The following is a 25,829-nucleotide window of genomic DNA, read 5'->3' on the forward strand; positions in this document are numbered from 1 at the left end:
ACCGGCGGCGCGCTGATCTCGACGCTCAACGAGCCGTCGCAGACCGAGGCGTCGAGCCATGGCGCGCGGGCCGCGCGTTATACCGCGCGGCCCGATGGGCGGCAATTGACCGAGATCGCCTCGTTGATCAATAACGGCAGCGTGCGTGTCGTGGTCGCCGAACGGTTTTCGTTCGATGCCACGGCCAACGCGCTCGAACGGCTCGCGAAAGGCCACGTGCGCGGCAAGATCGTGGTGGAGGTCGCGCCGTAGCACTGAGAGCGCGGAGGATGCCAGGGGGCTAGTTCGGCGTCGCGTCGTCGCTCGCACTGCGCAGCGGCGCCCGGCTCTGATCGTTGTTCAGATGCACGAACTTTCTCAATAGCCTCAATAGCTCTCGCGCATCCTCGTCGCCCATGCCGTCGAGCAGGCCGTGATTGAGCGCGTTGACGCCGGGGATCAATTCATCGAGCAACTGCTCTCCGGCCGGCGTCAGCAACAGACGACGCTGGCGGCGCGGCAGCACTTCGCGCACGATCCAGCCTTTCGCTTCGAGCCGCACCGCGATGTCTGCGGTGGTCGACGTGTCGAGACCGACCCGCTGCGCAAGCGTGACCTGATCGAGTCCGGGCAATTCCTGCAGCATTCTGAGCACCGCATACTGCACGGGCGTCACCTCGCGCCCGATCAGATCATGAAACATGGACACGGAAATCTGATGCGCGCGCCGGATCAGATGGCCGGGCTGGTCGTACAGATCGATGCTGATCGCGGAAGTGCTGGTATCGGTTGAAGTGACCATATTAGTTCTGAAGGCCTCGTGCCTTTCCGGAGCGAATGGCAAACTGGTCTTCGTGTTACCTGATTGAAAGTTGGTCTAGGGGAAAACCTTCATTTAATCATTAAAGGCTCATTGAGTACACTGAATCTCAATGAGTGAACTGAATGAAGTGCGCGAACTAACAACAAGGAGTGACACTGACATGTTTCCCAAGAACGCGTGGTACGTCGCATGCATGCCCGATGAAGTCGCGGATAAGCCGCTCGGCCGGCCGATCTGCGGCGAGCCGATGGTTTTCTATCGCAACGCGGAAGGCGCCGTGGTGGCGCTCGAAGACTTCTGTCCGCATCGCGGCGCGCCGCTGTCGCTCGGTTTCGTGCGCGACGGCACGCTCGTGTGTGGCTATCACGGCCTCGAAATGGGCTGTCAGGGCAAGGCGACCGGCATGCCGGGCCAACGCGTCAATGGCTTTCCATCGATTCGCAGCTATCCGGTGATCGAGCGCTACGGCTTCGTCTGGGTGTGGCCCGGCGATGCGGCGCAGGCCGATGCCGCCAAGCTGCATCATCTGGAATGGGCCGAGAGTTCCGAATGGGCGTATGGCGGTGGGCTCTACCACATCCGCTGCGATTACCGGCTGATGATCGACAACCTGATGGATTTGACGCACGAGACCTATGTGCACGCGAACAGCATCGGGCAAAAGGAAATCGACGAAGCCGCGCCGAAGACGGTGGCCGAAGGCGATACCGTGCGCACGAGCCGTTTCATGGAAAACGTCGCCGCGCCGCCGTTCTGGAAGATGGCGTTGCGCGGCAACGGTCTCGCCGACGACGTGCCCGTCGACCGTTGGCAGATCTGCCACTTCACGCCGCCGAGTCACGTGCTGATCGAGGTGGGCGTCGCGCATGCCGGACATGGCGGCTACCACGCGCCGGCCGACAAGAAGGCGTCGTCGATCGTGGTGGATTTCATCACGCCGGAAACCGAAACATCGATCTGGTATTTCTGGGGTATGGCGCGCAATTTCCGTCCCGACGATGCCGCGCTGACCGCAAGCATCCGCGAAGGACAGGGCAAGATCTTCAGTGAAGATCTGGAGATGCTCGAACGTCAGCAGCAGAACCTGCTGCGCTGGCCCGAGCGCAATCTGCTGAAACTCAATATCGATGCGGGCGGTGTGATGTCGCGTCGCGTGATCGATCGGCTCGTCGCGCAGGAGCGCGCGGAGACGGGCGCGCCGCAGGCTGGCGCGCCCCGGGCCGAAGTGACGCGCGTGATTCCGGTGCGGACGGCGACATGAATCATCCCGTGCTGAATGTGGTGGTCGTGCGCCGGCGCGACGAAGCGCCCGGTATCGCGAGCTTTGAACTCGCGAGCGAAAACGGTCAGGCGTTGCCCGCTTTCGACGCCGGCTCGCACGTCGACGTGCATTTGCCCAACGGGCTCGTGCGTCAGTACTCGTTGTGCAACGATCCGCGCGAAACGCATCGCTATCTGATCGCGGTGCTGCGCGACGAAGCGGGACGCGGCGGATCGAAAGCGGTGCACGATTTGCTTCGCGAAGGCGATAGCCTGCAGATCAGCGCGCCGCGCAATCATTTCGCGCTCGCTGACGATGCGGCACATCATCTGCTGCTCGCGGGCGGCATCGGTGTCACGCCGATTCTTTGCATGGCCGAGCGGCTCGCCGCCACGGGCGCTTCGTTCGACATGCACTATTGCACGCGCTCGAAGGAACGCACGGCGTTCGTCGAGCGTCTTGCACAAGCTGGCTTCGCGAAGTCAGTCCAGCTTCATCACGATGATCATCCGGGCGGCTCGACGTTCGATATCGAGCAGACGCTAAGCGATGCGCCGCCCGGCACGCATCTGTATGTCTGCGGCCCGCGCGGCTTCATGGATTTCGTGCTCGAGACCGCGCGTGCCAAGGGCTGGCCGGAAAACAGGCTGCACTACGAGTTTTTCGGCGCGGCCGCGAATCAGCCGGCGACGGGCGGCAGCTTCCAGGTGCGCATCGCGAGCAGCGGCGCGACGATCGACGTCCCGCCCGAATGCACGGTCGTGCAGGCGCTGGCCGCGCATGGCGTCGAAGTGATCACGTCGTGCGAGATGGGGGTGTGCGGTACCTGTTTGACGCGAGTGCTGTCTGGCGAGCCGGATCACCAGGATTCCTATCTGACCGACGAGGAACGCGCGGCGAACGATCAGTTCCTGCCGTGCTGCTCGCGCGCGAAATCGCCGCTGCTGGTGCTCGACCTGTGATCTTTTGCGGACGACGGGGCGGGTCGCCCGTCATACCGCTTATTGCCCTTTCCCCTCGGAGTCCGACGAACTAACCGTGCGCACACTCAACGCCGGGTGGTGTGCAATCGCTTTTTCGGAGAACGACAAAGCCCGCTGGTCGGCGGGCTTAGGACGCAATTTTTGATGCGGAGGCAGCGATTATTTCCACCGTAAGATGGCTAGTCGTCAAGCTTTCGCTGACCACGTTTCTTGCTTCGCCAGACAAGCAGAATTGCTGCGGCAAAACCTAGCACGATTCCGGCCGACGACATGAGAAACGCCAGGTCGGATTCTTGGTATGCCGTCTTGACCCCGTACATACGAACCGCCAATTTCCATATCGGATTCGAAAAGTTCAGGGGCGCTTCTGGATTCATCATCCACCACAGCGCATTGGCAAAGATTGCGAGCAGTAAGCCGAAACCGACTGCGAGGCAGATTAAAAGTTTTTTCATTTCACCGTCACTTCACCGTACGCTTTAAGTTCCGATCCAGGAACTGATACTTTCGGCGTGTTGGTAAATATCGAACGGATATGATGGCAGTCTGCAAGTCGGTCGATAGTTATGCAGCCCTCGCTCCTCCCCAATCGACCCTTCGGATGCAATCGGAACTGGCCACGAATAATGCCGTCGCATAAGACTTTATCGTCGTCAATATTAGCGTCGATCGCGTGGAGCGCGAACCATTCGCTCTTGTTATTGCCATTCAGATTAAGCCGATCTTTCCATGGCCCAAGAATGCCGCCGGATCTTCGGTTAAAAATAAAATATCGGCCGACCGGAATGGCGCCGATCTTCGGCGTGCACATTCCAGCCGCTTTGTTGATATAACTCCCCTGCCCGGAGTATGCAGGAAACGATAGAGCGCCAATCCTAATTCGCTCATTGGCTTACCATTCAATTCGAACGTGCATTGAAACGCCTGTCCTCCAGATTGTCCGATAACAGTGAACTCATAAATAACTAAGTTATGCAGAGCGGCATTCTAGAGGCGATTTTTTTTGAGAAGGCAACTATTAAAACAAATTCTTCACGGCAGCAACTCCCGCTTACACGACAGCTCGCCTGACCGAGCGAATCCACCCTTCTACTGACCCGCTCCCGTCAGCCGCACACGCGGCCTGATTTTTGCTGGCCTGCTTAAGCGTCGTCTCGTTCGCAGGGGGACGACGCGTGTTGAAAGCTAATCACCAGCGGGGTCCCCAGTGGCAGCAGCGCAAGCATCCGGAACGCCAGGACGGCGCATCAGGCGCGGCAGCGTCACGTCGTTAGCGGCGCTGGATATCGCGTCCGCAAGCTCCGCGCACGCAAACCCGGTGGCACCGCTGAACTACTTCCTGCACGCGGCGGGCCCGGCGGCCCGTCCGACGCTTTACCTCGGCTGGGTTTTCACCGCGATCGTGACGCTGGTCACGCTGATCGTCGCCGGTCTGCTGATCGGCGCGATGGTCCGCAAGCGTCCCGCGACGCAAGAGGATGCGCTGAGCGCCGAGCCCGGCGGCATCCGCTGGGTGTTCATCGGTACCGCGGTGTCGTCGGTCGTGCTGTTGGGGATGCTGGCCTATGCACTGGTCACGCTCGAGTCGGTGGCGTCGCCCGCGTCGTATCCGCAATTGACGATCACCGTGACCGCTTACGACTGGTGGTGGAAAGCCGATTACAGCGACGATCCGAACCCGGCCCGCAACTTCAGTACCGCGAATGAGATTCACATCCCGGTCGGTGGCCCCGTGAAGATCCAGCTCAAAAGCGCGGACGTCGTGCACGCGTTCTGGGTACCGCAACTCGCGGGCAAGACGCAGACGATTCCGGGGCAAACCAACGAGCAGTGGATTCAGGCGGACCGTCCCGGCATTTATCGAGGGCAGTGCTCGCAGTTCTGCGGCGCGCAGCACGCGCATATGGCGTTCGAAGTGATCGCGCAGGACACCGCCGCCTTCAACGCGTGGCGCGACGCGCAGGGACGCGCGGCCAGCGTGCCCACCGGCGACGCAGCGGTCGCGGCCGGCCGGCATCTATTCGAAGAGCGCTGCGCCGGCTGCCACACGATTCGCGGCACCAAGGCCAACGGCGTGCAGGCGCCCGATCTGACTCATCTCGGTTCGCGCCGGATGATCGCGGCAGGCGCGCTTAGCAACACGCCCGACCATCTGCTCGACTGGATCGAGCACGCGCAGAGGATCAAACCCGATGGATTGATGCCCAGTATCGCGCTGACCACCAGCGAGGCCGCCGCGTTGTCGGCGTATCTGGCGACGCTGCATTGAAGCGCATCGCACTCGAGGAGCCCGCTCAATGTCCGAACATCCCGCTTCCGCTTCAGTGCCCGCACTGACACGCACGCCGCGGCGCGGCCGCGTCGAGCCCGGCAGCGAGCAGGAAAAGCGGCTGCGCGAAATCTGGGAGTCGCGGCCCGGCTGGCGCGGCTGGTTCTCGACGGTCGATCACAAGACCATCGGTCTGCGCTACCTGGTGACCGCATTCGTCTTCCTGCTGATGGGCGGCGTCGAAGCGCTGATCATGCGCGTTCAACTGGCGCGCCCCAACGCAACGGTGCTCACGCCCGAACAGTACAACCAGCTGTTCACGATGCACGGACTGACGATGATCTTTCTGTACGCGCTGCCCGTCCTGTCCGGCTTCTCGAACTACCTCTGGCCGCTCGTGCTCGGCGCGCGCGACATGGCCTTTCCGCGCTTGAACGCGCTGTCGTACTGGGTGTTCCTGTTCGCCGGCATCTTCCTGTATGCGAGTTTTCCGACCGGTCAGGCCCCCGACGCAGGCTGGTTCAACTACGTGCCGCTGTCCGGGCTGGAATACAGCAACGGCCCGAACATCGACGTGTATGCGCTCGGCATGGTGCTGCTCGGGATTTCGACGACGGTCGGCTCGATGAACTTCGTCGTCACGCTGCTGAGGATGCGCGCGCCGGGCATGTCGCTCGATCGCGTGCCGGTGCTCGTGTGGGGCACGCTGACCGCGTCGGGCGGCAATCTGTTGGCGGTGCCTTCGGTGAGCCTCGCATTTCTGATGCTGTGGATGGACCGCCGCATCGGCACGCATTTCTTCGACGTGCTCAATGGCGGGCGTCCGTTGTTATGGCAGCACCTGTTCTGGATTTTCGCGCACCCATGGGTCTATGTGGTCGTGCTGCCGGCGATGGGCATCGTGTCGGATGCGCTGCCGGTCTTTTGCCGCCGGCCGCTGGTCGGCTATGGGCCGGTCGCGTTGGCGACGGTCGCAACGATGGTGCTCGGCTTTGCCGTGTGGATTCACCATATGTTCGCGACCGGCATCCCCGCGCTCGCGCTGTCGTTCTTCGGCTCGGCCAGCATGGTGATCGCGGTGCCGAGCGCGGTCGCGACGTTCGCGTGGGTCGCGACGATCTGGACCGGCCGCCCCGTGTATCGCGTGCCGTTCCTGTTTTTCGCGGGCTTCGTGCTGCTGTTCGTGATCGGCGGTGTCTCCGGTGTGATGACCGCGGCGGTGCCGTTCGACTGGCAACTCACCGACACCTACTTCGTCGTCGCGCATCTGCACTACGTGCTGCTCGGCATCAATGTGTTTCCAGTGATTGGCGGCATCTACTTCTGGTTTCCGAAGTTCACCGGCAGGATGACGAACGAGCGTCTCGGCAAGCTCGCGTTCTGGGTGCTGTTCATCGGCTTCAACGTCGCGTTCTTTCCGATGCATATCGCGGGACTGCTCGGCATGCCGCGTCGCATGTACACGTATCCCGCCGACATGGGCTGGAACACCGTGAACCTCGTCACGTCGCTCGGTTCGTTCCTGTTTGCGGCCGGCGTGCTGCTGTTTCTGATCGATATCGCGGTGAGCCTGAAGCGCGGCAAGCCCGCCGGCAACAATCCGTGGGATGCGCCGACGCTCGAATGGTCGGTCAGCTCGCCGCCGCCGCCGTACAACTTCGCGGTGGTGCCGACGCTCGCGAGCCGGCATCCATTGTGGGAAGGGCGCGTCGAAGAGCCGGGCGAGGCGGATCAAGCGCGCTCGCAACTCGACGAAGGCTATCTGCTCGCGCAAGGTCGTGAAGCGTTGGGCACGACCGCACTGGAAGCGAGTCCCGACGTGATTCTGAAGATGCCCGAAGACTCATACGCGCCGTTCTGGCTCGCGGTCTTTGCCGCGCTGCTGTTCACGGGGCTCGCGTTGACCGCCTGGGTTTTCGTGGGCGCGATGCTGGCCGGTTGCGCGGTGTCGATCATCACGTGGCTGTGGCCCGAGCGCGCGCTGATCCAGCGCGAGCCGGTCGCGGTCGAAGATGCGGGAGGCTGACGTGAGCGATGCACTCAACTTCAATCGCGCATCGAGCGAACCGGACCAGACCGCGCGAGCATTGCCGGTTGGCAGCGCGGGCGAGCGATCGAGCGGCTGGTGGGGCTGCTTCACGTTGATCGCGACCGAAGGCGCGCTGTTCGGCTATCTGATCTTCTCGTATCTGTATCTGGCCTCGCAAAGCCAGCAGCATTGGCCCCCCGAGGGATTGCCGAAGCTCGGGCTCGGCAGCGCGAATACGGTCATTCTGCTGTCGAGCAGCGTGTTCGTCTGGTTCTGCGAGCGCTGTGTGCGCCGGCGGCGGCTGCGACTCGGTGTCGCGTCGATGGCGGCGGGCATCGTGCTGGGCTGCATCTTCATGGGCATTCAGTTGCGCGAGTGGCACAACCACCCTTATGGCCTGACCTCGCATCAGTATGGCTCGCTGTACTTCACGATTACCGGCTTTCACATGGCGCACGTGCTGGTCGGAATCGTCGTGCTGACCTTGCTCGCGATCTGGACCGCGCTCGGCTATTTCGACGACAAGCGCTGCGCGGCGCTGTCGATCGGCGGGCTGTATTGGCACTTCGTCGATGTCGTGTGGCTGTTCATTTTCAGCACACTGTATCTGACGCCGTATCTGTTCCAGGAGTGGTCATGACGACGGTGCCCCGAGACTCGCACATCTCGATGCGCTATGTGCTGATCGGTCTGCTCGCGGCGCCGTTCGCGTGGCTGTTGCAGATGATGCTCGCGGAGACGCTCGCCGCGCAGGCCTGCTATCCGCACAACCATCCGCTCGGCGCGCCGCTCGTGTCGTGGATGCGTCCGGCGATCGTCGCGCTCGGCACGGTGTGCCTGGTCGCGGGCGCGTTCGGCGCCTGGGTCGCATGGCGCAATCTGCGCCGCGTCGCGCCGCTGAAACTCGGCGCGCTGAACGGCGAGCGCCGCACGCGCGCCGAACTCGACTGGTTTCTGACGCACGTCGCGGTGATGACCAGCATGCTATTTCTGTTCGCATTGATCGCTACGGATGTCGCGGTCGCGATCGTGTCGCCGTGCAGGTGGTGGTGATGAAGCGCGGCGTTCTCGACACGGTTGGATACGGCATCGTGGCCGCATGCGCGCTGACGATAGCAGCGGCGGCAAACGCGGCCGGCGCGGCCGACGCCGCAGCGAACCCACCGGGCGCATCCACCGACGCCGCGCAGATCGCACGCGGCGCATATCTCGCCAAAGCCGCCGATTGCGCCGGTTGCCACACCGCCGCGCCGCGCGTCCCGCATCCGGGCGCGGAGCCTGAAGCTACGCCGCCGTTTGCCGGCGGGCTCGGCATGGGATCGCCGTTCGGCACGATCTATACGTCGAACATCACGCCGGACCCGCAATACGGCATCGGCCGTTATAGCTATGACGACTTCGCCCGCGCGTTGCGCGAGGGCATCGCGCCCGGGGGCAAGCGGCTTTATCCGGCGATGCCGTACCCGTCGTTCGCGAAGATCACCGATGACGACATGCACGCGCTCTACGCCTACTTCATGCACGGCGTGCAACCGGTCGCGGTGCCCGCCCCGCAAACGCGCTTGCCGTTTCCATTCAATCAGCGCTGGGCGTTGATGTTCTGGGACTGGGCGTTCGCACCGAAAGGCCAGTTCAAGGCCGATGCGAAACATGACGCGCAGTGGAATCGTGGAGCGTATCTGGTGCAATCGCTTGGCCATTGCGGCGCTTGCCACACGCCGCGCGGACCCGCCTACGAAGAGCGCGGCTATGACGAGTCGGCATCGGCCTATCTGACGGGAGGTACCAACGACCACTGGTTCGCGCCGAACCTGAGCGCCGACCCGGGCTCGGGGCTCGGCCGCAGTTCCGCGGCCGACATCGTCGACTTCCTTCGACACGGCCACGGCGGCGGACTCATCACGTTCGGCAGCATGGTGCAGGTCGTCGAAGACAGCACGCAATACCTGAACGACGACGATCTCGCGGCGATCGCCGCGTATCTGAAGAGCCTGCCGCCGCGCGCGCCGAGCGGCAATTTCAACGCAGGCTCCAACGCTGCCCAGCAAACCGTGCAGGCGCTGAAAACCGGCGACGTCGAGAGACCCGGCGCGGGCATCTATGCGTCGTATTGCGCGCGCTGTCATCAGATGGACGGGGCAGGGGTGCCGCACAAGTATCCGCGCCTCGCGGGCAACCCCGCGGTGCTGTCGGCATCGAGCGCGTCACTGGTGCGGTTGCTGGTCGAGGGCGGCGGCAGTCCGCACACCGAGTCGGGACCGGAGCCGCACAAGATGCCGTCTTTCGCCGGCAAGCTGACGGACACCGAAATGGCCCGTGTGCTCACGTTCGTGCGGACCACATGGGGAAACGCGGCCGGACCGGTCACGCGAAACGATGTGTCGAATGTGCGCGGCGCATTGCACAAGTAAGTGCCAACACGTCGTTATGCGGTGTTCTCGTCGCCGTCGACGTCACGGTGGCCATTGGCGGCGCTGAACAGGGTCTTCAGCTTCGCGTTGACCGCGATCAACTCTCCCACTGGCGCCACCGCGAGTTGCTCATCGAAGAGCGTGAGGACCTGGCCGAGCAGCGCGAAAGCGTCGTGATCGACCACGCAGATGCCGGTTTCGAGTCCCGCCTGGCGGCAGCGCAGAATCACGCCCTCCGCGTCGCGAAACAACTCGGGTACGGCCGAACCATAGCCGCGCTGATTCAGCAGCATCGCCATGTAAATGGCCTGCGCCATGCTGCCGACGTGATATTGATTGGCGACGCCGCTGCGTAATGCTTCGAGCGTCATGTGATAGTCGAGCGAGATTTCGCCCGCTTTGGCAGGCACGATCGGGCGCAGCATCGCCTTCGGGCGGGTGCGCGGCGACTTCGCGGGTGCGGCGCGAGTACGGCTCGCTTTTCTGGTCATATGCTCACTGAGGCGGCCGGCTTGCGCCGGGCCGCTAAACCATCACGGAACCTGACAACGTCGATAACGGAAGACGGCTGCGCCGCATCCCACGCGGCGCCGTTCCCGTTAGCCCATATGCAGACCGCCGTTCAGCGAAAAATCCGCTCCGGTCGCAAAGCCCGCCTGATCCGACGCGATCCACGCGACGATCGACGCAATCTCTTCCGGCGTGCCGAGACGCCGTACCGGAATCGTCGCGACGATTTTCTCCAGCACCTCCGGACGGATGGCCTTGACCATGTCGGTGCCGATATAGCCCGGCGACACGGTGTTGACCGTCACGTTCTTGGTCGCCACTTCCTGCGCGAGCGCCATCGTGAAGCCGTGAATGCCGGCCTTGGCCGTGGAGTAGTTGGTCTGCCCGAACTGGCCTTTCTGGCCGTTGACCGACGAGATGTTGATGATGCGCCCAAAGCCCCGGTCGACCATGCTCTCGATGACCTGTTTGGTCACGTTGAACAGGCTCGTGAGATTGGTGTCGATCACCGCTTGCCAGTCTTCGTACGTCATCTTGCGGAACATGCCGTCGCGCGTAATGCCCGCGTTGTTGACGAGCACGTCGACTTCACCGACTTCCTTCCTGACCTTCTCGAACGCTTTCGCGGTGGACTCCCAATCTGCGACGTTGCCTTCCGATGCGATGAAGTTAAAGCCGAGCGCTTTCTGATCTTCCAGCCATCGGGCTTTGCGGGTCGAGTTCGGTCCGCAGCCCGCAATGACGGTGTAGTTCTCTTTGTGCAAGCGCTGGCAGATGGCGGTTCCGATACCACCCATGCCGCCGGTTACGTATGCAACACGATTTGCCATAAGTCCTCCTTCTTGTTTAGGGTGAGTTGAGCAAGTTTGATTGGAGGATGGACCTATTATTGGCAGCGGCAATCGGCCCGGACGATGGGCATTTTCACCTACGGGTTAACTGTCAATTCGGATGCAGGAATCGTTGTTTGACGAGGCAATGAATCGCGTTGACTACTGGTCGAATGCTTTGCGAACTCCGGTGTCTCGTTGCCGCCGGCCGCTTTCCCGTCCTTGCCTGCGCGCCGTCTTCCTCATACCCTTAGCGTTAGCCTTAAGTAGCTGCCCCGGACACAGTGCGGCAGACCGCCGCCACGGTCGTCGGTCCGGGGTGCGAAGCCGTCCCTTGCTCTCACATCTATTCGTGTGATCATCAGAGGCACATCGGATGACTGATTATCTTGCTGACATCGATCCCGACAAGTTGAACATCCTTGGGATCTTCGGGCTGTTGATCGGCGGCCTCGCACTGTTTCTTCTGGGGCTGGAGTTCTTGACCGGCGGGCTCAAGGCGATCGCGGGATCGAAACTGCAGTCGTTGATCGGCGTGCTGACCGCGAACCGGTTTCGTGGCGTGTTGGCGGGTGCCATCGTGACCGCGCTGCTGAACTCGTCGACCATCACGACGGTGCTGATGGTCGGCTTCGTGTCCGCCGGCCTGATGACACTTGCCCAGTCGGTGCCGATGATCATGGGCGCGAACATCGGCTCGACCATCACCGCGCAGATCATCGCCTTCGACGTTTCGCGTCTGACGCCCTACATGCTCTCGATCGGCTTCGTGCTGCACGCGTTTGCCCCGCGCGAGGTGTTGCGGCAGATCGGCCGCGTCGTGCTGGGGCTAGGGCTGCTGTTCATGGGCATCCAGCTGATGGGCGAGTCCACGCATCCGTTGCGCACGTACCAGCCGTTCATCGACGCGATGCAGGACATGCGCAATCCGCTCGTCGGCGTCATCGTGGGGGCGGTCTTTACCGCGATCGTGCAAAGCTCGGCGGCGACGCTCGCGGTCGTCATTGCGCTGAGCGGGCAGGGCCTGATGCCGCTCGAAGCCGCTATTACGCTGATTCTGGGCGCGAATGTCGGCACCTGCGGCACGGCCTTGCTCGCCTCGATCGGCAAGCCGCCGGAGGCGGTGCAGGTGGGCGTCGTGCATCTGGTGTTCAATGTGCTCGGCGTCGTGATCGCGCTCTTCCTGATTCCTCAGATGGCGGAATTCGTGCGCTGGATATCGCCGTCGCATCCGGACCTGCAGGGCCTCGAGCGCCTCGCGGCCGAGGCGCCGCGCCAGGTAGCCAATGTGCATACGCTGTTCAGCGTAGCGAACACGCTGCTGCTGATCTGGTTTACCGGTCCGATCGCGCGGTTCGCGCAACTTGTCGTGCCGCAGCGCGCGAAGCCCGCCAAACCGGCGGGCGATCCGCAGTATCTCGACGAGTCGGTGTTGACGGTGCCGGCGCTTGGATTGCAGCGCGTGCGTATCGAGCTGACCCGGCTCGGCATGCAGGTGCTCGAAGTCGTGCAACGCGGCTCCCAGATGGTGTCGACGGGCACGATGGAAGAGATCAATCAGATGCTCGATAAGGACAAGGAAAGCGACCGGCTTTCCTTCGAGATTCTTCAATATATCGGCCGCCTGTCGAAGGGGGAACACTCGGAGGAGGAAGGTCAGCAGATGGTCGGCTATACGCAGGTCACGAGTCACCTCGAGAGCATCAGCGGCATTGTCGGCACGACGCTGCTGAGCGTCGCGCAGCAGCGAATGACGCAGCAGATCGACCTGTTGCGCCTGCGCGATGCGGCGACCACGCAGTTTTCCGAGGCGGTGATCCGCAATCTCGAGCAGGCGATTCGCACGATCGAGGCGCCCGATCCGGACGAAGTGGCGAAAGTCATCGACGCGAAAGCCGGCATCGAGAAACTCGCCGCGACCGCGCGTCAGGTCGTGCTCGCGAAGCTTCAGCTGGCCGACAAGACGGACGTCGTCACGTTCCGGCTCGCGATGGATCTGATCGAGCAGGGCCGGCAGATCGCGCAGTTTGCGCGGGCCATTGCGAAAAACGTGGCGGCGCTTCAATAGATTCAAGGGCGATCGATATATTCGCGCGGAACTGATCGCCAGCACACGTAGGTGCGGGTTGCACGACGGTTAAACTTGTGGCGTGTCATCCTCGTGACACGCTTTCAAAGAGAGTGGGATTGCCCGCCTTTGCTGTGCGGGCTTTTTTCTTGTCGCGCGGGTTGTGGTATCAGTGGTGAAGCTTGCAACACCTGTAACGAATTAACACACGCCGCGTCCATTATTTGATAGCCTTTGTCGCAGCAGAGCATTGAACTCAAGGAGGGATTCACCATGATAAGGTGGCTTGCTAACTGGGCTTCACAACATGCTCCTACTCCCGAGAAACAGGCCGAACGCGCGCTGAACAACTTGCGCATGGAACTGTTTCAGGCCGAACAGCTGGTGCTCGACGCACAGCTGCGTGCCGATTACTATCGGGCTCGCCTGACCTTCCTCGAAGAAGTCACGAGAAAGGGAATCGAACAGGTATCGGACGAACGCAAGGCTCCTCTGGAGCCTCCCCAGCCACTGCGGCCGGGACTCAAGCTCACCGCGGCGCAATAGCCGCGTGTATTCCATCGCAATGTGTTCGGTCACCCGCGTTTCGATACGTGGGCTGACGGCAATCGTGCTGTCCGGGGCGCGTGCAGTGCGCGTTTTTGCCATCCGATTGCGCGAGCATTGATTGCCGCGCCGAGAAGGTTCGAGTTGCCCGGTCAGTGAATCGACCGGGCAACTTCGTCTGAGCGATTGATTTTTACTGCGGGACGTTCACTGCACTGAGTTTCGCTTTCTGCGAAACGTCTGGTTTGTCGTGCCTAGCTTGCCAGATCGGGTGGCAGCTTGCCGCCGTTTGCCGCGAGTGCCTGCATGACCTGCTTATGCAGCCAGATGTTCATGCTCGCTGAGTCGTTCATATCCCCGCTGTACTTCAATTCCTGCGCAAGCTGCTTGCGGTGTTCGAGACTGCTGTCGACACCGAGCGCCTTCATCGTGTCGACAATCGACGTACGCCAGTTCAACGTCTGTCCGCTTTCGCTGACGAGTTGATCCATCACCGCGGCCACGTCGACGTCGGACAGCGGTGCGGGTGCGGCGGGCGCGTTGGGCGTCGCGGCTTGCGCGGCGGCCGGGTCGGGGGTGGGTTCCGTCGCGGGGGGAGGTTGGTCCGGCTTCGCTTTGCCGAACAGCTTGTGCACGATGTCACCAAAAATACTCATTTCCGAAATCTCCGCGGTTGAATGACGAATGCGAGTGGGGGCGCTCGCGGGACATGCCCCGATATGCTACGCGTCTGGCACGCTGAAAAACGTAATATTTTGTCAGCCCGTCGTCATTCGGCGTGCTCACGGTCGAATTGCCATACCGCTGGGAAGCCCATCAGATTGCACATTTCGGAGAACGGATACATGGTGTTTTCCATGTGCGTTGTGCCGCGCTGCGCCTTGATCTGGCCGTAGATATCGTGCAGTGCTTTCGCGACCGCGAGAAAGCCCGATGCCGGATAAATCGCAATCGAAAAACCGAGCTTCTGCAATTCAGCCGGGGTCAGTTGCGGCGTGCGCCCGCCTTCGACGATGTTCACGAGCAGCGGCGTATCGAACGTGCGTGCGATCATCTCCAGCTCTTCGACGGTTTCCGGCGATTCGATGAACAATACATCGGCGCCCGCCTTGGCGAACGCTTCGCCCCGCCGCAATGCTTCGTCGAGTCCGAGCGATGTGCGAGCATCGGTGCGCGCGACGATCTGGAAGTTTGCGTCGTCACGCGTCTCGACCGCGACCTTGATCTTCTTCACCATATCGTCGAGCGCAATCACTTTGCGGCCTGGCGTGTGGCCGCATTTCTTCGGAAACTCCTGGTCTTCGAGCTGGATGCCCGCGGCACCGGCGCGCTCGTAGCCGCGTACCGTGTGCGCGACGTTCAGGAGACCGCCGTAGCCGGTGTCGCCGTCGCAGATCAAGGGCGTGTTGGTGGCGCCACAAAACGCGGTGACGCGATCGACCATGTCGGTATAAGTGGCGAGGCCTGCATCGGGCAGGCCAAGGTAGGACGCGACCGTGCCGAAGCCCGTCATGTACAGGCAATCGAATTGCATCGAGTCGGCCATCTTCGCGGAGATCAGATCGAAGATGCCGGGGGCGGTGACGATTTCCGGCTGGGCGAGACGTGCCTTCAATTGCTGACGTTTATGCAGTGCGTTCATGCTATTTCCGTTTGATGACGATGAATGTGCGCCAATTCGAGGGCCGATCATTGACGCGGTTCACGCGCGACCGATGCGCCGGCGAGCGCGGTGTCCACATCGACTGTGGGCGGCGGCGCGATGTCTTCGAGCGAGCGCTGATTCGTTTCGATGCCGAACACCGCGAGAATCGCGGCCATCGCGACGAGCACGCCGACGATCACCGACAGCACGTCGCGCACACCGCCCGTCGCATACAGAACGACCACCAGCTGCGGTGCAAGAATCCCGGCGATGCGGCCCGCGCAACCGGCAATGCCGTTCGCGCGCATGCGGTTTTCCGTGGCGAACAGCTCGGGGATGTAAGTGGCGATGCCGAGCGCGACCATCAGATAGGTGAGCGTGAATAGCAGGAAGCCGAGTACTGTGGCGGTCGCGACGTTCGTCGAGTGTCCGTACAGCCAGCCGACCACGGCGGCGATCACCGCGACCGCAATGAGCCCATTTTTACGGCCTATCCGGTCCGCGATCAGCACGCCGAGGAAGGCGCCGGCGGGACCGCCGAGCGACATCAACGTCGTATAACCGAGCGACGACGCCATGCCGAGACCTTGCTTGATCAGGAAGGTCGGCACCCAGACAATGAAGCCGTAGATCACGACGTTGACGGCGATCTGCACGCAGATCGCCAGCAGCGTGCGGCGAATCTGCGGCCCTTTGAACAATTCGAAGAGCGTGGCGGAGCGCGGTGCGGCAGCGGCCAAGTCGAACGAAGGCGTGAAGGGTGGCAGCGGCTCACCCTTTGCCGATTCGGCTTCCGCCGCGCGAAGAATCGCATCGGCTTCGGCATAGCGGCCCTTCGATTCGAGCCAGCGCGGCGACTCCGGCATCTTCTTGCGAATCACCCAGACGATCAACGCGCCGACGCCGACGATTGCAAACATCGCGCGCCAGCCGATCGACGGAATGATCAGATAGCCGATGAACGTCGAGAAGAACAGCGCGGAGTTGGTGATCAGCGACAGGTACGCGGACCACTTGCCGCGCACGGCCGGCGGAATGAACTCGCCGACCGATCCATAACCGACGACGATTTCCGCGCCAAGCCCGAGGCCCATGAAGAAACGGCAGACGATCAGCCACGTCATGTTCGGCGCGAGCGCGCCGGCGAACGACGCGAGACCGAAGATCGCGAGATTGAATTGATAGGTGAACTTGCGGCCTTTTGCATCGCCCAGCAAACCGGCCGTGAATGCGCCCAATAACATGCCGACGAAGGTCGACGATAGAAACGCCGCATTCAATTGCATCGTCGACCAGCCGCTCTTCGCGAGCGCGCCGAGCACGCCGCCGGCAAGGTAGATATCGAACGAATCGAGAAACATGCCTCCGCCGATCAGCCAGAGGATGCGCCGGTGAAAACCGGAGAGGGGCAGTCTGTCCAGTCTTGGACCAGCGTTCACGGTGCTCGGCATTTCACGTCTCCTGCGTCGTTATGGGACGGGTATTCGTGGGTGCTTCGATGCGTGGGCTACGGCGGCTACGACGAAGGGTGCTCCCTTTGATAGCGGTCGAGCACCGCTTTCTCGGCGGCGAGGATATGACAACGGGTGATCGCCTCGGCCCAGGCGGCATTGCGATTCTCGAGCGCCTGCACGATTTCGAAGTGCTGGCGTGCGCTGCTGGCGCGGTGTTCGTCGTTGTAGGAGTCGAAGGTCCACTTGATCAGCGGGGTTTCCTTCATCGACGTCAACGAACGGTCGAGACGCGCATTGCCCGCCGCGGCCGTGATGATCGAATGGAACTCGCCATTGGCGGCGAACCATGCTTCGGTCGTTTCAGGCGTGGATGCTTGCCGCGTGATGGCCGACATCTGTTCCGCGAGTGTGCGGAGCCGTTCGATTTCGGCGGCGCCGATGTTCAATGCGGCGCGCCCGGCGAGAAATGGTTCGATCAGAAGCCGCGCTTCGAAGATTTCACGCGCGTCCTGCAGCGACCATGCCTTGACCCGCACGCCATAGTTCGGGCGGATCTCGACCCAGCCCTCGGCGCCGAGACGGCGCAGCGCTTCACGCACCGGTGTGCGGCTCACACCGAGGCTTTTGGCGAGCTGTTCTTCGCGCAGATACTGGCCCGCGCCAAAGCGGTGCTCAGCAAGCGACTGCTTGATCGCCAGATAGACGTCGTCCGGCGATCGCGTCGGCGGGGTCTGCATTGTATGCAAATTGCTCTCTTTAACGGCGAGATGGCGGGTAACTCAGCCGATTGACGGATACATTGTATGCAAAGTGGTGAAGCTGAGGCTCGGTGCTTTCCCTGGCAGATGCAGCGTGACGCGACGGCTTCGGCTACCCGGACGCCAGCTTCTAACCGACGTATCTGAAGGGGAACCGGTCATCCGCTTTTTCTCTTGTGAGCCCTTTTTTCGTGGCGCAAATCCGCTGCAAGCGCGGCGCATTCACGTCGATCGCAAAAGCGGGGCGTCTCGCTGTCGTTCTATGCGAGTTCGTTCCCGCGTCATCTGTTTTGTTTATCAGCTGGTGTCCCAACTGGCTTTCGGCAGGGCCGCTTCGAAGGGCGGTGGGACTAGGTTGAACGCCTGTCCGGCGCGGCGTGGCGCGAGTCGGACGGACTTCGGCGACGCTATGCGGAACGCTGAAAATGCGGATACTCGCTTCGACCATATGGTTAACCCGCGCTTTGGCCCGCGAAGGACGAAACGTACCGTCACGCCAATTGATTGAGAAGGGCGTGTAGGGGTCCCATCGTCACGCGCACTGACGCACGCAGGAACGTGGCGCGCGTGCAGTCCGCGCGCGCCCGCTGGTCAAATTCATCTACTGAGGAATCACGGTGATCATCGACATTCACGGCCACTACACCACCGCGCCCAAAGCGCTGGAGACGTGGCGTAACCGCCAGATCGCAGGCATCAAGAGTCCGTCCGAGATGCCGGCGGTGTCCGAATTGCAGATCAGCGACGAGGAGCTGCGCGAGTCGATCGAAAACAACCAGTTGAAACTGATGCGCGAGCGCGGCCTCGATCTGACGGTCTTCAGTCCGCGTGCGAGCTTCATGGCGCATCACATCGGTGACTTCGAAATCTCCAGCACGTGGGCCGCGATCTGCAATGAACTGTGCTATCGCGTGAGCCAGCTGTTTCCGGAGAACTTCGTGCCGGCCGCGATGCTGCCGCAAAGTCCGGGTGTCGATCCGGCCACCTGTATTCCCGAACTCGTCAAATGCGTCGAGCAGTACGGCAATGTCGCGATCAATCTGAATCCCGATCCGTCCGGCGGCCACTGGACCAGCCTGCCGCTGTCGGACCGCTCGTGGTACCCGATCTACGAGAAGATGGTCGAGTACGACATTCCCGCGATGATCCACGTGAGCACCAGCTGCAACGCGTGCTTCCACACCACCGGTTCTCACTACCTGAACGCGGATACCACCGCGTTCATGCAATGCCTGACCTCGGACCTGTTCCGCGATTTCCCGACACTGCGTTTCGTGATTCCGCACGGCGGCGGCGCGGTGCCGTATCACTGGGGTCGTTTCCGCGGCCTCGCGCAGGAAATGAAGAAGCCGTTGCTGAAGGACCATCTGCTGAACAACGTGTTTTTCGACACCTGTGTCTACCATCAGCCGGGTATCGATCTGCTCACGCACGTGATTCCCGTCGACAACATCCTGTTCGCGAGCGAGATGATCGGCGCGGTGCGCGGCATCGATCCGGAAACCGGTCACTATTTCGATGACACGAAGCGTTACGTTGAAGCGGCGGATATGAACCCGCAGCAGCGCTACAAGATCTACGAGGGCAACGCGCGGCGCGTCTATCCGCGTCTCGATGCCTTGCTGAAAACGAAGGGGCTGTAATCATGTATGAAATCGGAGTCGTCTATCGCAACATCCAGCGCGCGGATGCGGACGTGGCCGCCCAACTCGGCGCGCTCGGTTCGGCCACCGTGCATGAAGCCATGGGCCGCACGGGCCTGCTCCAGCCATATATGCGCCCGATCTATACCGGCGCGCGCACGAGCGGCACGGCCGTCACGGTGCTGCTGCAACCGGGCGACAACTGGATGCTGCACGTCGCGGCCGAACAGATCCGCCCGGGCGACGTCGTCGTCGCGGCTGTCACCGCTGAGAGCACCGACGGCTACTTCGGCGATCTGCTCGCGACCAGCTTCCAGGCGCGCGGCGCGCATGCGCTGATCATCGACGCCGGTGTGCGCGACGTCAGCGTGCTGACCGAAATGAACTTCCCGGTCTGGAGCAAGGCGATTTCCGCGAAGGGCACGGTCAAGGCGACGCTAGGCTCGGTGAACATACCGGTCGTGTGCGCGGGCGCACTGGTCACGCCGGGCGACGTCGTCGTTGCCGATGACGACGGCGTGGTCGTGGTGCCGGCGGCCGCCGCGCAAGCGGTGCTCGATAAGGCCGCGGCACGCGAGGCGAACGAAGTCGAGAAGCGCGCGAAACTCGCCTCCGGTGTGCTCGGTCTCGACATGTACAACATGCGCGGGCCGCTCGAGCAGGCCGGACTGCGTTACAAGGACTGACAGGCGTGGTCGCGGAGATCAACGGTCACGCCGTGCGTGCGCCGATCACCGGCATTTCGTCGATGGCGACACGCCAGGTGCTCGCCGAACTCGCCGCATCGTACGATCGGCGTACGGGGCAGGGCGTCACGATCGAATCGGTTGGTGGCGTCGATGCGGCGCGCCGGGTCGAGGCTGACGAAGTCTTCGATATCGTCGTGCTCGCGGCCGACGCGATCGAGCGGCTCGTCGTGATGGGTTGCGTCGAGGCGGCGAGCCGCGTCGGGCTTGCACGCTCGGGCATCGCGGTCGCGGTCGCGGCCGGAGCAACGCACCCGGACATCGCGACCGAAGCGGCGCTGCGCGACGCGATTCTCAGTGCGCGCAGCATCGGTTACTCGACGGGGCCGAGCGGCACGCATCTGCTGAAGCTGTTCGAACGCTGGGGCATTGCCGGGCAGATCGCTTCGCGGATCGTGAAGGCGCCGCCGGGTGTGCCGGTCGGCACGCTCGTCGCGCGCGGAGAAGCCGCACTCGGCTTTCAGCAGATGAGTGAATTGATTCATGTGCCGGGTATCGACGTGCTCGGCGAGCTTCCTGCCGCCATCCAGTCCACCACGACTTTCACCGCCGCGATCTGCACGGCGGCGCGCCACCGTGAAGCGGCGCAAGCGTTGCTGGCGTTTCTGGCCTCGCGCGAGGCCGACGGAGCAAAGCTGCAAAACGGAATGTTTCCGGCTTGATGGCGGGCGACGTTCGCCGCCCAGGCTCGATGGCGGAATCCAAACGCCGCGAAAGAAAGCGGATTCAAGCCATCAGCTTGCCCCACTCGTAATCGATACTGTCCGGCGTGAAAGGCAGCACGCCCGCGCCGGGCGTAAATGTCAGTTCGCCGAAGTAAACGCGGTCGTCCGGCGCGTACAGGTCCACTCGCACATAGTCGAAGTCTTCGCACAGACGGACCGCGATATCGAGCACAGCGTCCAGATTCGGCGGGCGCGGACCAGGCGCCGCGCTGCGCTTGTAGTCGCCGATGGCGATATCGAGGTGATTCCAGTCGACGTCGTACACGTCGCCGTGCGTTGCGGTACCGAAGCGGTCGGAGATCACGAGGATATAGATGATCGGCCCCCCAGGCCGGCCGCCGAAGCAGTGCATCTTGAGATCGGCCGGAATCTGACCGCGCTGATCGAGCAGCAGCTTCTCGAAGAACACGCGCGGCTCGATCGACCGATAGTGCCGTTCGCGCCCAACGTAATAGAATTCGGTGCGCAGCCACTGATCGGCGAGTGCCTTCAGCTTGTCGAACGAGGTCTCCGATTTATTTCTCACCACTTCCACGAAACTGCTGCCGTGATTGGCTTTCATCACGAAAGAATTGGGCAGCGCGTCGAACACTTCGGGTGTGAATACATCGGGCGCTGCGATCAGCGGTATCAAATGCTTGTCACCGATTTTCCGCGCAATATAGTCCCGCACCAGCAGCTTGTCGGTCAGGTCGATATAACGCGGATCCGGGTGAAGATTGCGCTGCAGGATCTTCTCATTGAACGTCACCGGACGAATCAGATTCGGATAACGGCCAGTGCATTTGTGATGTAACAGGCTTAGGAAAAGGGCATCCGGCAATAAGGTCTTCGCCGCTTCCTTGATCTTTCTCACGGTAGATGGCGCTTGCTGCTGCGCGAAATGCGCGCCTGCGTGCAGGCCCGGCCGCTCGCAGGTCGCAGCCACGGCACTGTCAACGGATTGTAGGGAGGCCATGTTTTCCGGCGCGACGGCCGCGTCCTCCGCGGCCAGTTCGGCGGTTTTGATGATCGTCATGTTCTTATCCCTTTGCGGTCGAGCCGACTATTCGTGCTCGGAGTAACAGGGAATTGAAATCAAAGCGTCAGCGGCGCTTGCCGCAACATCTCGGTCGCGGCACTCCAGCTTTCCTCCGGTGTCAGCCAGCGTTCTTCCGCATCCACATGTTGTTGCGCGCGGAATTGCGTCGGCGACATGCCATAGCGCTCCTTGAATAGCCGCCCGAGCCGATTACCGTCGCCCATTCCGCAGCGACGCGCGATCTTATCGACCGGCAAATCGGTGTTCTTCAGCATCGAGCGAACGATCTCGAAGCGGGTGCGCAGCAGATATTCGAGTGGCGTCATGCCGAACTCGCATTTGAAACGGCGCTGAAAATTGCGCTTGCTCATCGCCACCGACTCGGCCGCCTGAGCAACAGAAATAGCCTTGCTGTAGTTTTCCTTGATCCAGCGCGCCGATTCGCGAATCTTCTCGGTCGTCGTCGTGATATTGACGTCGTCGAGCTCCGAACGGCTCTTCTCGGCATAGCCGGTTTGCAGGATGCGGCCGATTTTGCGGGCCGTGTCGGTGTTGATGTCGCGTTCGATCTGCGCGAGCGCGAGATCGGTCGGCGTCACATTGCTTTGCGTGCGCGCGGCGTCACCGCTGTCGTCGAACAGAAAAATCGGCACGATCGATTGCAGCGGATCGTTGCAGACGACCGCGAGATTCGCACCCTGTTGCATGCCGAAAGATGCGATCGATCCTTGCAGCGAGATCCACGACAGAAACCGGTCATTGGATTCGGCCACTTCTGTGACGTCGCGACAGGCCACGAAGAACGCGTGGAAATCCGCGAGGCAATAGCGTTCGAGGCCTTGCGTCCAGATCGATATGCCGGACGAACTGGTCACCAGACCACCGCCGTCGGATACCACGGTAAACCGGTATGGCGCCTCTTCGCCAGCCGTTCTCTTGAACTCATTGGCAAGCCGAAACGCGTCGCCAATCGCGCCGGTACTTGCCATCGAACAATCCTGAAAGACGAATAGACCAATGTGCTTCATCACGCGAGCTTCTCCAGACAGGAAAATCTACGCATTGAGATTAGCGCATCGATTTCAGTCAGACGAGCTTGGCCGGCATGCGTGGGTGTTTTGGCGTAATCGTCAAGATTCGAGAAATTCTTACCTCGCCATTCGACGAATTGCGTGCTACTAATTAACGTTGCACGGAATTTTTTTCCAGATCAATTAGCGCGATTTTTGCAGGCGAGAAGCCAGGGCATCGGCGGAATGCGCCGAGTGGCTTGGAATCGGCACGATTTGCGGGATATCAACGGCATTCTTTGCACTCCCGTTGCGGATTTGGCGTTCTGTCGCGATGTACGGCGCCTATCGTATAACTCTGTTACAGCAATTGCAGATCGCAACAAGCCTTTCCAGCTTCTGTTTCATTTGTAAAAGGCTCCGCATTATCGGCCAATAGCACCCTACTTTGGGCCGCCGGCGAGTGCCTCGATCCTTTGCGGACTATGCTTCACCGCAACATCGAGAGAGAAATTGTCAATCGCGGATTACGTGAATGGCGGGCACCGCATTCGCTGATTCGTGAGAAGAACAATCGGCAATGCCGCGGTGGATAAGCAACAGGTGTGTAGCCTTCCGTGGTTCGAGAGGTCCCGAACACGGCTCCCCGACCTAACCCGACACAGCACGTCGCTTCGCCGTGCTGCCAGCCAATCCAGGGTCTATCCGGCCGGCGGCATAAAAAGCGACGTGGCGACGCAAAGCGATCGTCGATCGTTTTGTTTCATCAACCTGCAAGGATCAGACCGGTGGATTACTATCCGCAAAACTCGCTCTATCCCGCTGTTGATACCGAGCGCAGACAACTCAGTGCCAGCGGGATGCTCACGCTAATGCGTGACCACATCTGGGAGATCGTGGTGACGACGGTCGTCGTCCTCACGCTCGCGGTCGCGTATCTTCTGATTGCCACCCCTATCTATTCCGCCGACGTAATCGTTCGTGTGGACCCGCCCGAGCCAAATGCGCTTGGACTTGCGTTGCAGAACCAGGACCTGTTGCCGCCGCCGACGCCGTCGTCGGTAACGGAAATGGCGGTGATGGAAAGCCGATCGGTTTTGCAGCCGGTGATCGATCAGTTCCGTTTCGACATTTCGGTAAAGCCGCGCAAGCTTCCGGTGCTCGGCGACATCGCCGAAAAATTCGCTACACCGGGACAGCCTGCGGCGCCGTGGCTCGGCCTGAAATCGTATGCATGGGGCGGTGAGCGCGTGCAGATCGCCGCGCTCGACGTGCCGCGCGAACTCGAGGAAGAGAAGCTGACCTTGACCGCACTGGACAATGGCGGCTTCGAATTGCACGGCCCGTCCGGCGAATTGCTGGCGAGTGGCACGGTCGGCATGCCGGTCAAGCAGAACGGCGTGTCGATGCTCGTGAAGGAGCTCGCTGCGCGGCCCGGCACGAAATTCGAAGTGATCCGCTGGAATGAGCTCGATGCGATCAAGCACTTCGAGAGCCTGATCAAGATCGGCGACAAGGTGAAAGACTCGGGGCTGCTGCAAATCCAGTACCGCGACAAGAGTCCGGACAAAGCCGCTGCCGTCGCCAATGCATTGGGACAGCAATACCTCGCATCCGCGGTGGCGAGCCGGCAGTCGAACGACACGCAGACGCTCGCGTTCATTAACGGCGAACTCCCGCGTCTACTCGGCGATCTGCGAAAAGCCGAGGAAGCGCTGAAGAACTTCCGCTCGAACTCGCAATCGATGCAGCCGACCAACGAGGCGCAAGCCTATTTGCAGGGCGGCCTCGATCTCGACAAGCAGATCGCGACGTTGCAATTGCAGCGCACGCAAATGCTCGAGCGGTATACGCCGCAGAGCCGCTGGGTGCAGAACATCGACGAGCAACTGGCGCAATTGAAAGAAGCGAAAGCGAAATTCTCCGACCATTTCAACGGCATGCCGGCGTCGGAGCGCGAGAGCGTCGATCTGATCCGCGCGCAGAAGGTCGCCGAGACGGTGTATCTCGGCATGGTCCAAAAGGCTGAGCAATTGCAGGTGCGCCGCGCCAGCACGACGGGCGGCGCGCACATTCTCGATCCTGCGATGAGACCGCATATGCCGGTCATGCCGCAGCCGATTCTCGTGCTCGGCGGCGGATTGGTGCTCGGTATGGTGTCTGGCGTCGTGTTGGTCTTCATGCGCCGCCACGTGATGGTCGGCGTGACCGACCCGCGCTACGTCGAGCGCCAGATGAGCGTGCCGGTGTTTGGCGAGATTCTGTTCAGCCATCAGCAACTGCTGCTCGATCGCGATGCGACCGCGGGCCGCAAGTCTCTGCCGCCAGCGACCGGGCGTGCCCATCCGCCGCTGCAGAAGAGTCTGCACGAGATTCAGCTCGATACGGGCATTCCTAACAGGATTCTCGCCGCGCGCTTTCCGCACGACACATCGGTCGAAGCGCTGCGCAGCGTACGGACCGCCGTCACGCGGGATCTCGCGCATGCACGCAACAACATCGTCATGGTCATCGGCCCCACGCCGTCCGCTGGCAAGAGCTTCGTCGCCGCGAATCTGGCGATCCTGCACGCGGAGGTCGGCCAGCGCGTGGTGCTGATCGATGCTGATATGCGGCGCGGCCACCTCGCCTCGCTATTCAACGAGAGCAATCGTGGAGGCCTATCCGAAGTGCTGTCCGAACGCTTGCCGCTGCGCAATGCGTTGCGCTCGACCCGCATCGACGGATTGACGTTCCTGTCGTGCGGCGTGCGCCCGGAGAATCCCGCCGCGCTGCTGATGAAGCCGCGCCTGAAGGATGTGCTCGAACGGCTGTCGAGCCAGTTCGACCTGGTGATCATCGATACGCCGCCTTTCCTCGCGGTCACCGACGCGTCGATCATCGCGAACGAGGCGGGCGCTTCGCTGCTCGTGCTGCGCTCTGGTATGCAGAGCGAGGAGGAGATCGCCGACACGATCAGAAAGGTGGAGCGCGCGGAAGGGCGCATCGCGGGCGCGGTGTTCAACGGCATACCGCTGCGTCGGAGCACGAAGAATTACGGCTACGAAACGAACTATGCCAGCGATTTCGGCGAGAACGACGCCGGGCAGCAAGCGCCGCGAGGCGCCTGAGCGTGTGA

Annotated in this window: 25 protein-coding genes; 14 read left to right on the forward strand and 11 right to left on the reverse strand. The window is 61.9% G+C overall.

The annotated features are described in order from the left end of the window. The coding region (locus tag AB3X89_RS30465) for a zinc-binding dehydrogenase (protein ID WP_368586589.1) at window positions 1-252 on the forward strand (252 nt) is incomplete at its 5' end. Window positions 253-280: 28 nt separating this feature from the next. On the opposite strand, the gene AB3X89_RS30470 is transcribed toward AB3X89_RS30465, so the two are convergent. Further along, window positions 281-781, reverse strand: a complete 501-nt coding sequence (locus AB3X89_RS30470) for a MarR family winged helix-turn-helix transcriptional regulator (RefSeq protein WP_368586590.1) — start codon at window positions 779-781, stop codon at window positions 281-283. Between the two features lie 181 nt (window positions 782-962). On the opposite strand from AB3X89_RS30470, the gene AB3X89_RS30475 reads away from it, so the two are divergent. Beyond that, the gene (locus AB3X89_RS30475; protein WP_368586591.1) at window positions 963-2,063 is read left to right on the forward strand and encodes a Rieske 2Fe-2S domain-containing protein; all 1,101 of its coding nucleotides are present in this window, start codon (window positions 963-965) and stop codon (window positions 2,061-2,063) included. After that, window positions 2,060-3,025, forward strand: coding sequence for a 2Fe-2S iron-sulfur cluster-binding protein (locus tag AB3X89_RS30480; protein ID WP_368586592.1), 966 nt, complete (start codon window positions 2,060-2,062; stop codon window positions 3,023-3,025). The genes AB3X89_RS30475 and AB3X89_RS30480 overlap by 4 nt, the downstream gene beginning before the upstream one ends. 200 nt (window positions 3,026-3,225) lie before the next feature. Here AB3X89_RS30480 and AB3X89_RS30485 read toward each other — a convergent pair whose 3' ends face one another. Next, on the reverse strand, window positions 3,226-3,501 hold the full coding sequence (locus AB3X89_RS30485) for a hypothetical protein (protein ID WP_368586593.1): 276 nt from the start codon (window positions 3,499-3,501) through the stop codon (window positions 3,226-3,228). Then, on the reverse strand, window positions 3,498-3,857 hold the full coding sequence (locus tag AB3X89_RS30490; RefSeq protein ID WP_368586594.1) for a tlde1 domain-containing protein: 360 nt from the start codon (window positions 3,855-3,857) through the stop codon (window positions 3,498-3,500). Before AB3X89_RS30490 ends, AB3X89_RS30485 begins: the two co-directional genes overlap by 4 nt. A gap of 468 nt (window positions 3,858-4,325) precedes the next feature. Here AB3X89_RS30490 and coxB point away from each other — a divergent pair, with 468 nt between their 5' ends. Genes coxB through AB3X89_RS30515 form a run of 5 tightly spaced genes read left to right on the forward strand, consistent with a single transcriptional unit; the run spans window position 4,326 to window position 9,755 of the window. Then, a complete protein-coding gene (gene coxB / locus AB3X89_RS30495; RefSeq protein WP_368586639.1) occupies window positions 4,326-5,315 on the forward strand; it encodes a cytochrome c oxidase subunit II in 990 nt (329 codons plus the stop codon). Window positions 5,316-5,343: 28 nt separating this feature from the next. Continuing rightward, window positions 5,344-7,341: a cytochrome c oxidase subunit I gene (ctaD, locus tag AB3X89_RS30500; protein WP_368586595.1), complete on the forward strand. Its 1,998-nt coding sequence runs from the start codon at window positions 5,344-5,346 to the stop codon at window positions 7,339-7,341. Between the two features lies 1 nt (window position 7,342). Further along, a complete protein-coding gene (locus tag AB3X89_RS30505) occupies window positions 7,343-7,984 on the forward strand; it encodes a heme-copper oxidase subunit III (protein WP_368586596.1) in 642 nt (213 codons plus the stop codon). Continuing rightward, window positions 7,981-8,397 carry a hypothetical protein gene (locus AB3X89_RS30510; protein ID WP_368586597.1) on the forward strand — a complete coding sequence of 139 codons (417 nt, stop codon included), beginning with the start codon at window positions 7,981-7,983 and terminating at the stop codon, window positions 8,395-8,397. Before AB3X89_RS30505 ends, AB3X89_RS30510 begins: the two co-directional genes overlap by 4 nt. Further along, window positions 8,397-9,755, forward strand: coding sequence for a c-type cytochrome (locus AB3X89_RS30515; RefSeq protein ID WP_368586598.1), 1,359 nt, complete (start codon window positions 8,397-8,399; stop codon window positions 9,753-9,755). The genes AB3X89_RS30510 and AB3X89_RS30515 overlap by 1 nt, the downstream gene beginning before the upstream one ends. Window positions 9,756-9,769: 14 nt before the next feature. Here AB3X89_RS30515 and AB3X89_RS30520 read toward each other — a convergent pair whose 3' ends face one another. Beyond that, window positions 9,770-10,246 (reverse strand): Fis family transcriptional regulator, encoded by a 477-nt coding sequence (locus tag AB3X89_RS30520; RefSeq protein WP_368586599.1) that lies wholly within the window; start codon window positions 10,244-10,246, stop codon window positions 9,770-9,772. Between the two features lie 108 nt (window positions 10,247-10,354). Further along, window positions 10,355-11,095, reverse strand: coding sequence for a 3-ketoacyl-ACP reductase (locus AB3X89_RS30525; protein WP_368586600.1), 741 nt, complete (start codon window positions 11,093-11,095; stop codon window positions 10,355-10,357). A 376-nt stretch (window positions 11,096-11,471) separates the two neighbouring features. Between AB3X89_RS30525 and AB3X89_RS30530 the strand changes: the two genes are divergently transcribed. Together AB3X89_RS30530 and AB3X89_RS30535 are read left to right on the forward strand one after the other, a co-directional pair. Beyond that, window positions 11,472-13,163: a Na/Pi cotransporter family protein gene (locus tag AB3X89_RS30530; RefSeq protein ID WP_368586601.1), complete on the forward strand. Its 1,692-nt coding sequence runs from the start codon at window positions 11,472-11,474 to the stop codon at window positions 13,161-13,163. Between the two features lie 273 nt (window positions 13,164-13,436). Beyond that, window positions 13,437-13,709 (forward strand): hypothetical protein, encoded by a 273-nt coding sequence (locus AB3X89_RS30535; protein ID WP_013091148.1) that lies wholly within the window; start codon window positions 13,437-13,439, stop codon window positions 13,707-13,709. Window positions 13,710-13,963: 254 nt separating this feature from the next. On the opposite strand, the gene AB3X89_RS30540 is transcribed toward AB3X89_RS30535, so the two are convergent. The 4 genes from AB3X89_RS30540 to AB3X89_RS30555 form a co-directional block, all read right to left on the reverse strand. Further along, entirely contained in the window at window positions 13,964-14,365 is a 402-nt protein-coding gene (locus tag AB3X89_RS30540) for a DUF3597 domain-containing protein (RefSeq protein ID WP_368586602.1), read from the reverse strand. A gap of 113 nt (window positions 14,366-14,478) precedes the next feature. Beyond that, window positions 14,479-15,351, reverse strand: a complete 873-nt coding sequence (locus AB3X89_RS30545; RefSeq protein WP_368586603.1) for an oxaloacetate decarboxylase — start codon at window positions 15,349-15,351, stop codon at window positions 14,479-14,481. A 47-nt stretch (window positions 15,352-15,398) separates the two neighbouring features. Next, a complete protein-coding gene (locus AB3X89_RS30550) occupies window positions 15,399-16,805 on the reverse strand; it encodes an MFS transporter (RefSeq protein ID WP_368586604.1) in 1,407 nt (468 codons plus the stop codon). A gap of 65 nt (window positions 16,806-16,870) precedes the next feature. Beyond that, complete coding sequence (locus AB3X89_RS30555; protein ID WP_368586605.1) at window positions 16,871-17,545, reverse strand: GntR family transcriptional regulator; 675 nt, start codon at window positions 17,543-17,545, stop codon at window positions 16,871-16,873. A 638-nt stretch (window positions 17,546-18,183) separates the two neighbouring features. Here AB3X89_RS30555 and AB3X89_RS30560 point away from each other — a divergent pair. Genes AB3X89_RS30560 through AB3X89_RS30570 form a run of 3 tightly spaced genes read left to right on the forward strand, consistent with a single transcriptional unit; the run spans window position 18,184 to window position 20,617 of the window. Further along, entirely contained in the window at window positions 18,184-19,209 is a 1,026-nt protein-coding gene (locus tag AB3X89_RS30560) for an amidohydrolase family protein (RefSeq protein WP_368586606.1), read from the forward strand. A gap of 2 nt (window positions 19,210-19,211) precedes the next feature. Next, complete coding sequence (gene ligK, locus AB3X89_RS30565; RefSeq protein WP_368586607.1) at window positions 19,212-19,895, forward strand: 4-carboxy-4-hydroxy-2-oxoadipate aldolase/oxaloacetate decarboxylase; 684 nt, start codon at window positions 19,212-19,214, stop codon at window positions 19,893-19,895. 5 nt (window positions 19,896-19,900) lie between these two features. Beyond that, a complete protein-coding gene (locus AB3X89_RS30570) occupies window positions 19,901-20,617 on the forward strand; it encodes a substrate-binding domain-containing protein (protein ID WP_368586608.1) in 717 nt (238 codons plus the stop codon). A 64-nt stretch (window positions 20,618-20,681) separates the two neighbouring features. Here AB3X89_RS30570 and AB3X89_RS30575 read toward each other — a convergent pair whose 3' ends face one another. Next, window positions 20,682-21,698: an ATP-grasp fold amidoligase family protein gene (locus tag AB3X89_RS30575; protein WP_368586609.1), complete on the reverse strand. Its 1,017-nt coding sequence runs from the start codon at window positions 21,696-21,698 to the stop codon at window positions 20,682-20,684. 59 nt (window positions 21,699-21,757) lie between these two features. After that, window positions 21,758-22,690 (reverse strand): helix-turn-helix domain-containing protein, encoded by a 933-nt coding sequence (locus AB3X89_RS30580; RefSeq protein ID WP_176107584.1) that lies wholly within the window; start codon window positions 22,688-22,690, stop codon window positions 21,758-21,760. An 809-nt stretch (window positions 22,691-23,499) separates the two neighbouring features. Between AB3X89_RS30580 and AB3X89_RS30585 the strand changes: the two genes are divergently transcribed. Next, on the forward strand, window positions 23,500-25,821 hold the full coding sequence (locus tag AB3X89_RS30585) for a polysaccharide biosynthesis tyrosine autokinase (protein WP_368586610.1): 2,322 nt from the start codon (window positions 23,500-23,502) through the stop codon (window positions 25,819-25,821). Window positions 25,822-25,829 lie beyond the last annotated feature (8 nt).

This window comes from Paraburkholderia sp. BR14320, assembly GCF_040948665.1.
GTDB classification, from domain to species: Bacteria; Pseudomonadota; Gammaproteobacteria; order Burkholderiales; family Burkholderiaceae; genus Paraburkholderia; species Paraburkholderia youngii.

What these genes read in the sequence shown, in the direction of transcription:
- AB3X89_RS30550 (WP_368586604.1), bottom strand. Translation starts at nt 16,805, where the DNA reads ATGCCGAGCACCGTGAACGCTGGTCCAAGACTGGACAGACTGCCCCTC.
- AB3X89_RS30555 (WP_368586605.1), bottom strand. Translation starts at nt 17,545, where the DNA reads ATGCAGACCCCGCCGACGCGATCGCCGGACGACGTCTATCTGGCGATC.
- AB3X89_RS30485 (WP_368586593.1), bottom strand. Translation starts at nt 3,501, where the DNA reads ATGAAAAAACTTTTAATCTGCCTCGCAGTCGGTTTCGGCTTACTGCTC.
- AB3X89_RS30490 (WP_368586594.1), bottom strand. Translation starts at nt 3,857, where the DNA reads ATGTGCACGCCGAAGATCGGCGCCATTCCGGTCGGCCGATATTTTATT.
- AB3X89_RS30515 (WP_368586598.1), top strand. Translation starts at nt 8,397, where the DNA reads ATGAAGCGCGGCGTTCTCGACACGGTTGGATACGGCATCGTGGCCGCA.
- AB3X89_RS30470 (WP_368586590.1), bottom strand. Translation starts at nt 781, where the DNA reads ATGGTCACTTCAACCGATACCAGCACTTCCGCGATCAGCATCGATCTG.
- ctaD (WP_368586595.1), top strand. Translation starts at nt 5,344, where the DNA reads ATGTCCGAACATCCCGCTTCCGCTTCAGTGCCCGCACTGACACGCACG.
- AB3X89_RS30510 (WP_368586597.1), top strand. Translation starts at nt 7,981, where the DNA reads ATGACGACGGTGCCCCGAGACTCGCACATCTCGATGCGCTATGTGCTG.
- AB3X89_RS30540 (WP_368586602.1), bottom strand. Translation starts at nt 14,365, where the DNA reads ATGAGTATTTTTGGTGACATCGTGCACAAGCTGTTCGGCAAAGCGAAG.
- AB3X89_RS30480 (WP_368586592.1), top strand. Translation starts at nt 2,060, where the DNA reads ATGAATCATCCCGTGCTGAATGTGGTGGTCGTGCGCCGGCGCGACGAA.
- AB3X89_RS30530 (WP_368586601.1), top strand. Translation starts at nt 11,472, where the DNA reads ATGACTGATTATCTTGCTGACATCGATCCCGACAAGTTGAACATCCTT.
- AB3X89_RS30475 (WP_368586591.1), top strand. Translation starts at nt 963, where the DNA reads ATGTTTCCCAAGAACGCGTGGTACGTCGCATGCATGCCCGATGAAGTC.
- ligK (WP_368586607.1), top strand. Translation starts at nt 19,212, where the DNA reads ATGTATGAAATCGGAGTCGTCTATCGCAACATCCAGCGCGCGGATGCG.
- AB3X89_RS30520 (WP_368586599.1), bottom strand. Translation starts at nt 10,246, where the DNA reads ATGACCAGAAAAGCGAGCCGTACTCGCGCCGCACCCGCGAAGTCGCCG.
- AB3X89_RS30575 (WP_368586609.1), bottom strand. Translation starts at nt 21,698, where the DNA reads ATGACGATCATCAAAACCGCCGAACTGGCCGCGGAGGACGCGGCCGTC.
- AB3X89_RS30535 (WP_013091148.1), top strand. Translation starts at nt 13,437, where the DNA reads ATGATAAGGTGGCTTGCTAACTGGGCTTCACAACATGCTCCTACTCCC.
- AB3X89_RS30580 (WP_176107584.1), bottom strand. Translation starts at nt 22,690, where the DNA reads ATGGCAAGTACCGGCGCGATTGGCGACGCGTTTCGGCTTGCCAATGAG.
- AB3X89_RS30525 (WP_368586600.1), bottom strand. Translation starts at nt 11,095, where the DNA reads ATGGCAAATCGTGTTGCATACGTAACCGGCGGCATGGGTGGTATCGGA.
- AB3X89_RS30545 (WP_368586603.1), bottom strand. Translation starts at nt 15,351, where the DNA reads ATGAACGCACTGCATAAACGTCAGCAATTGAAGGCACGTCTCGCCCAG.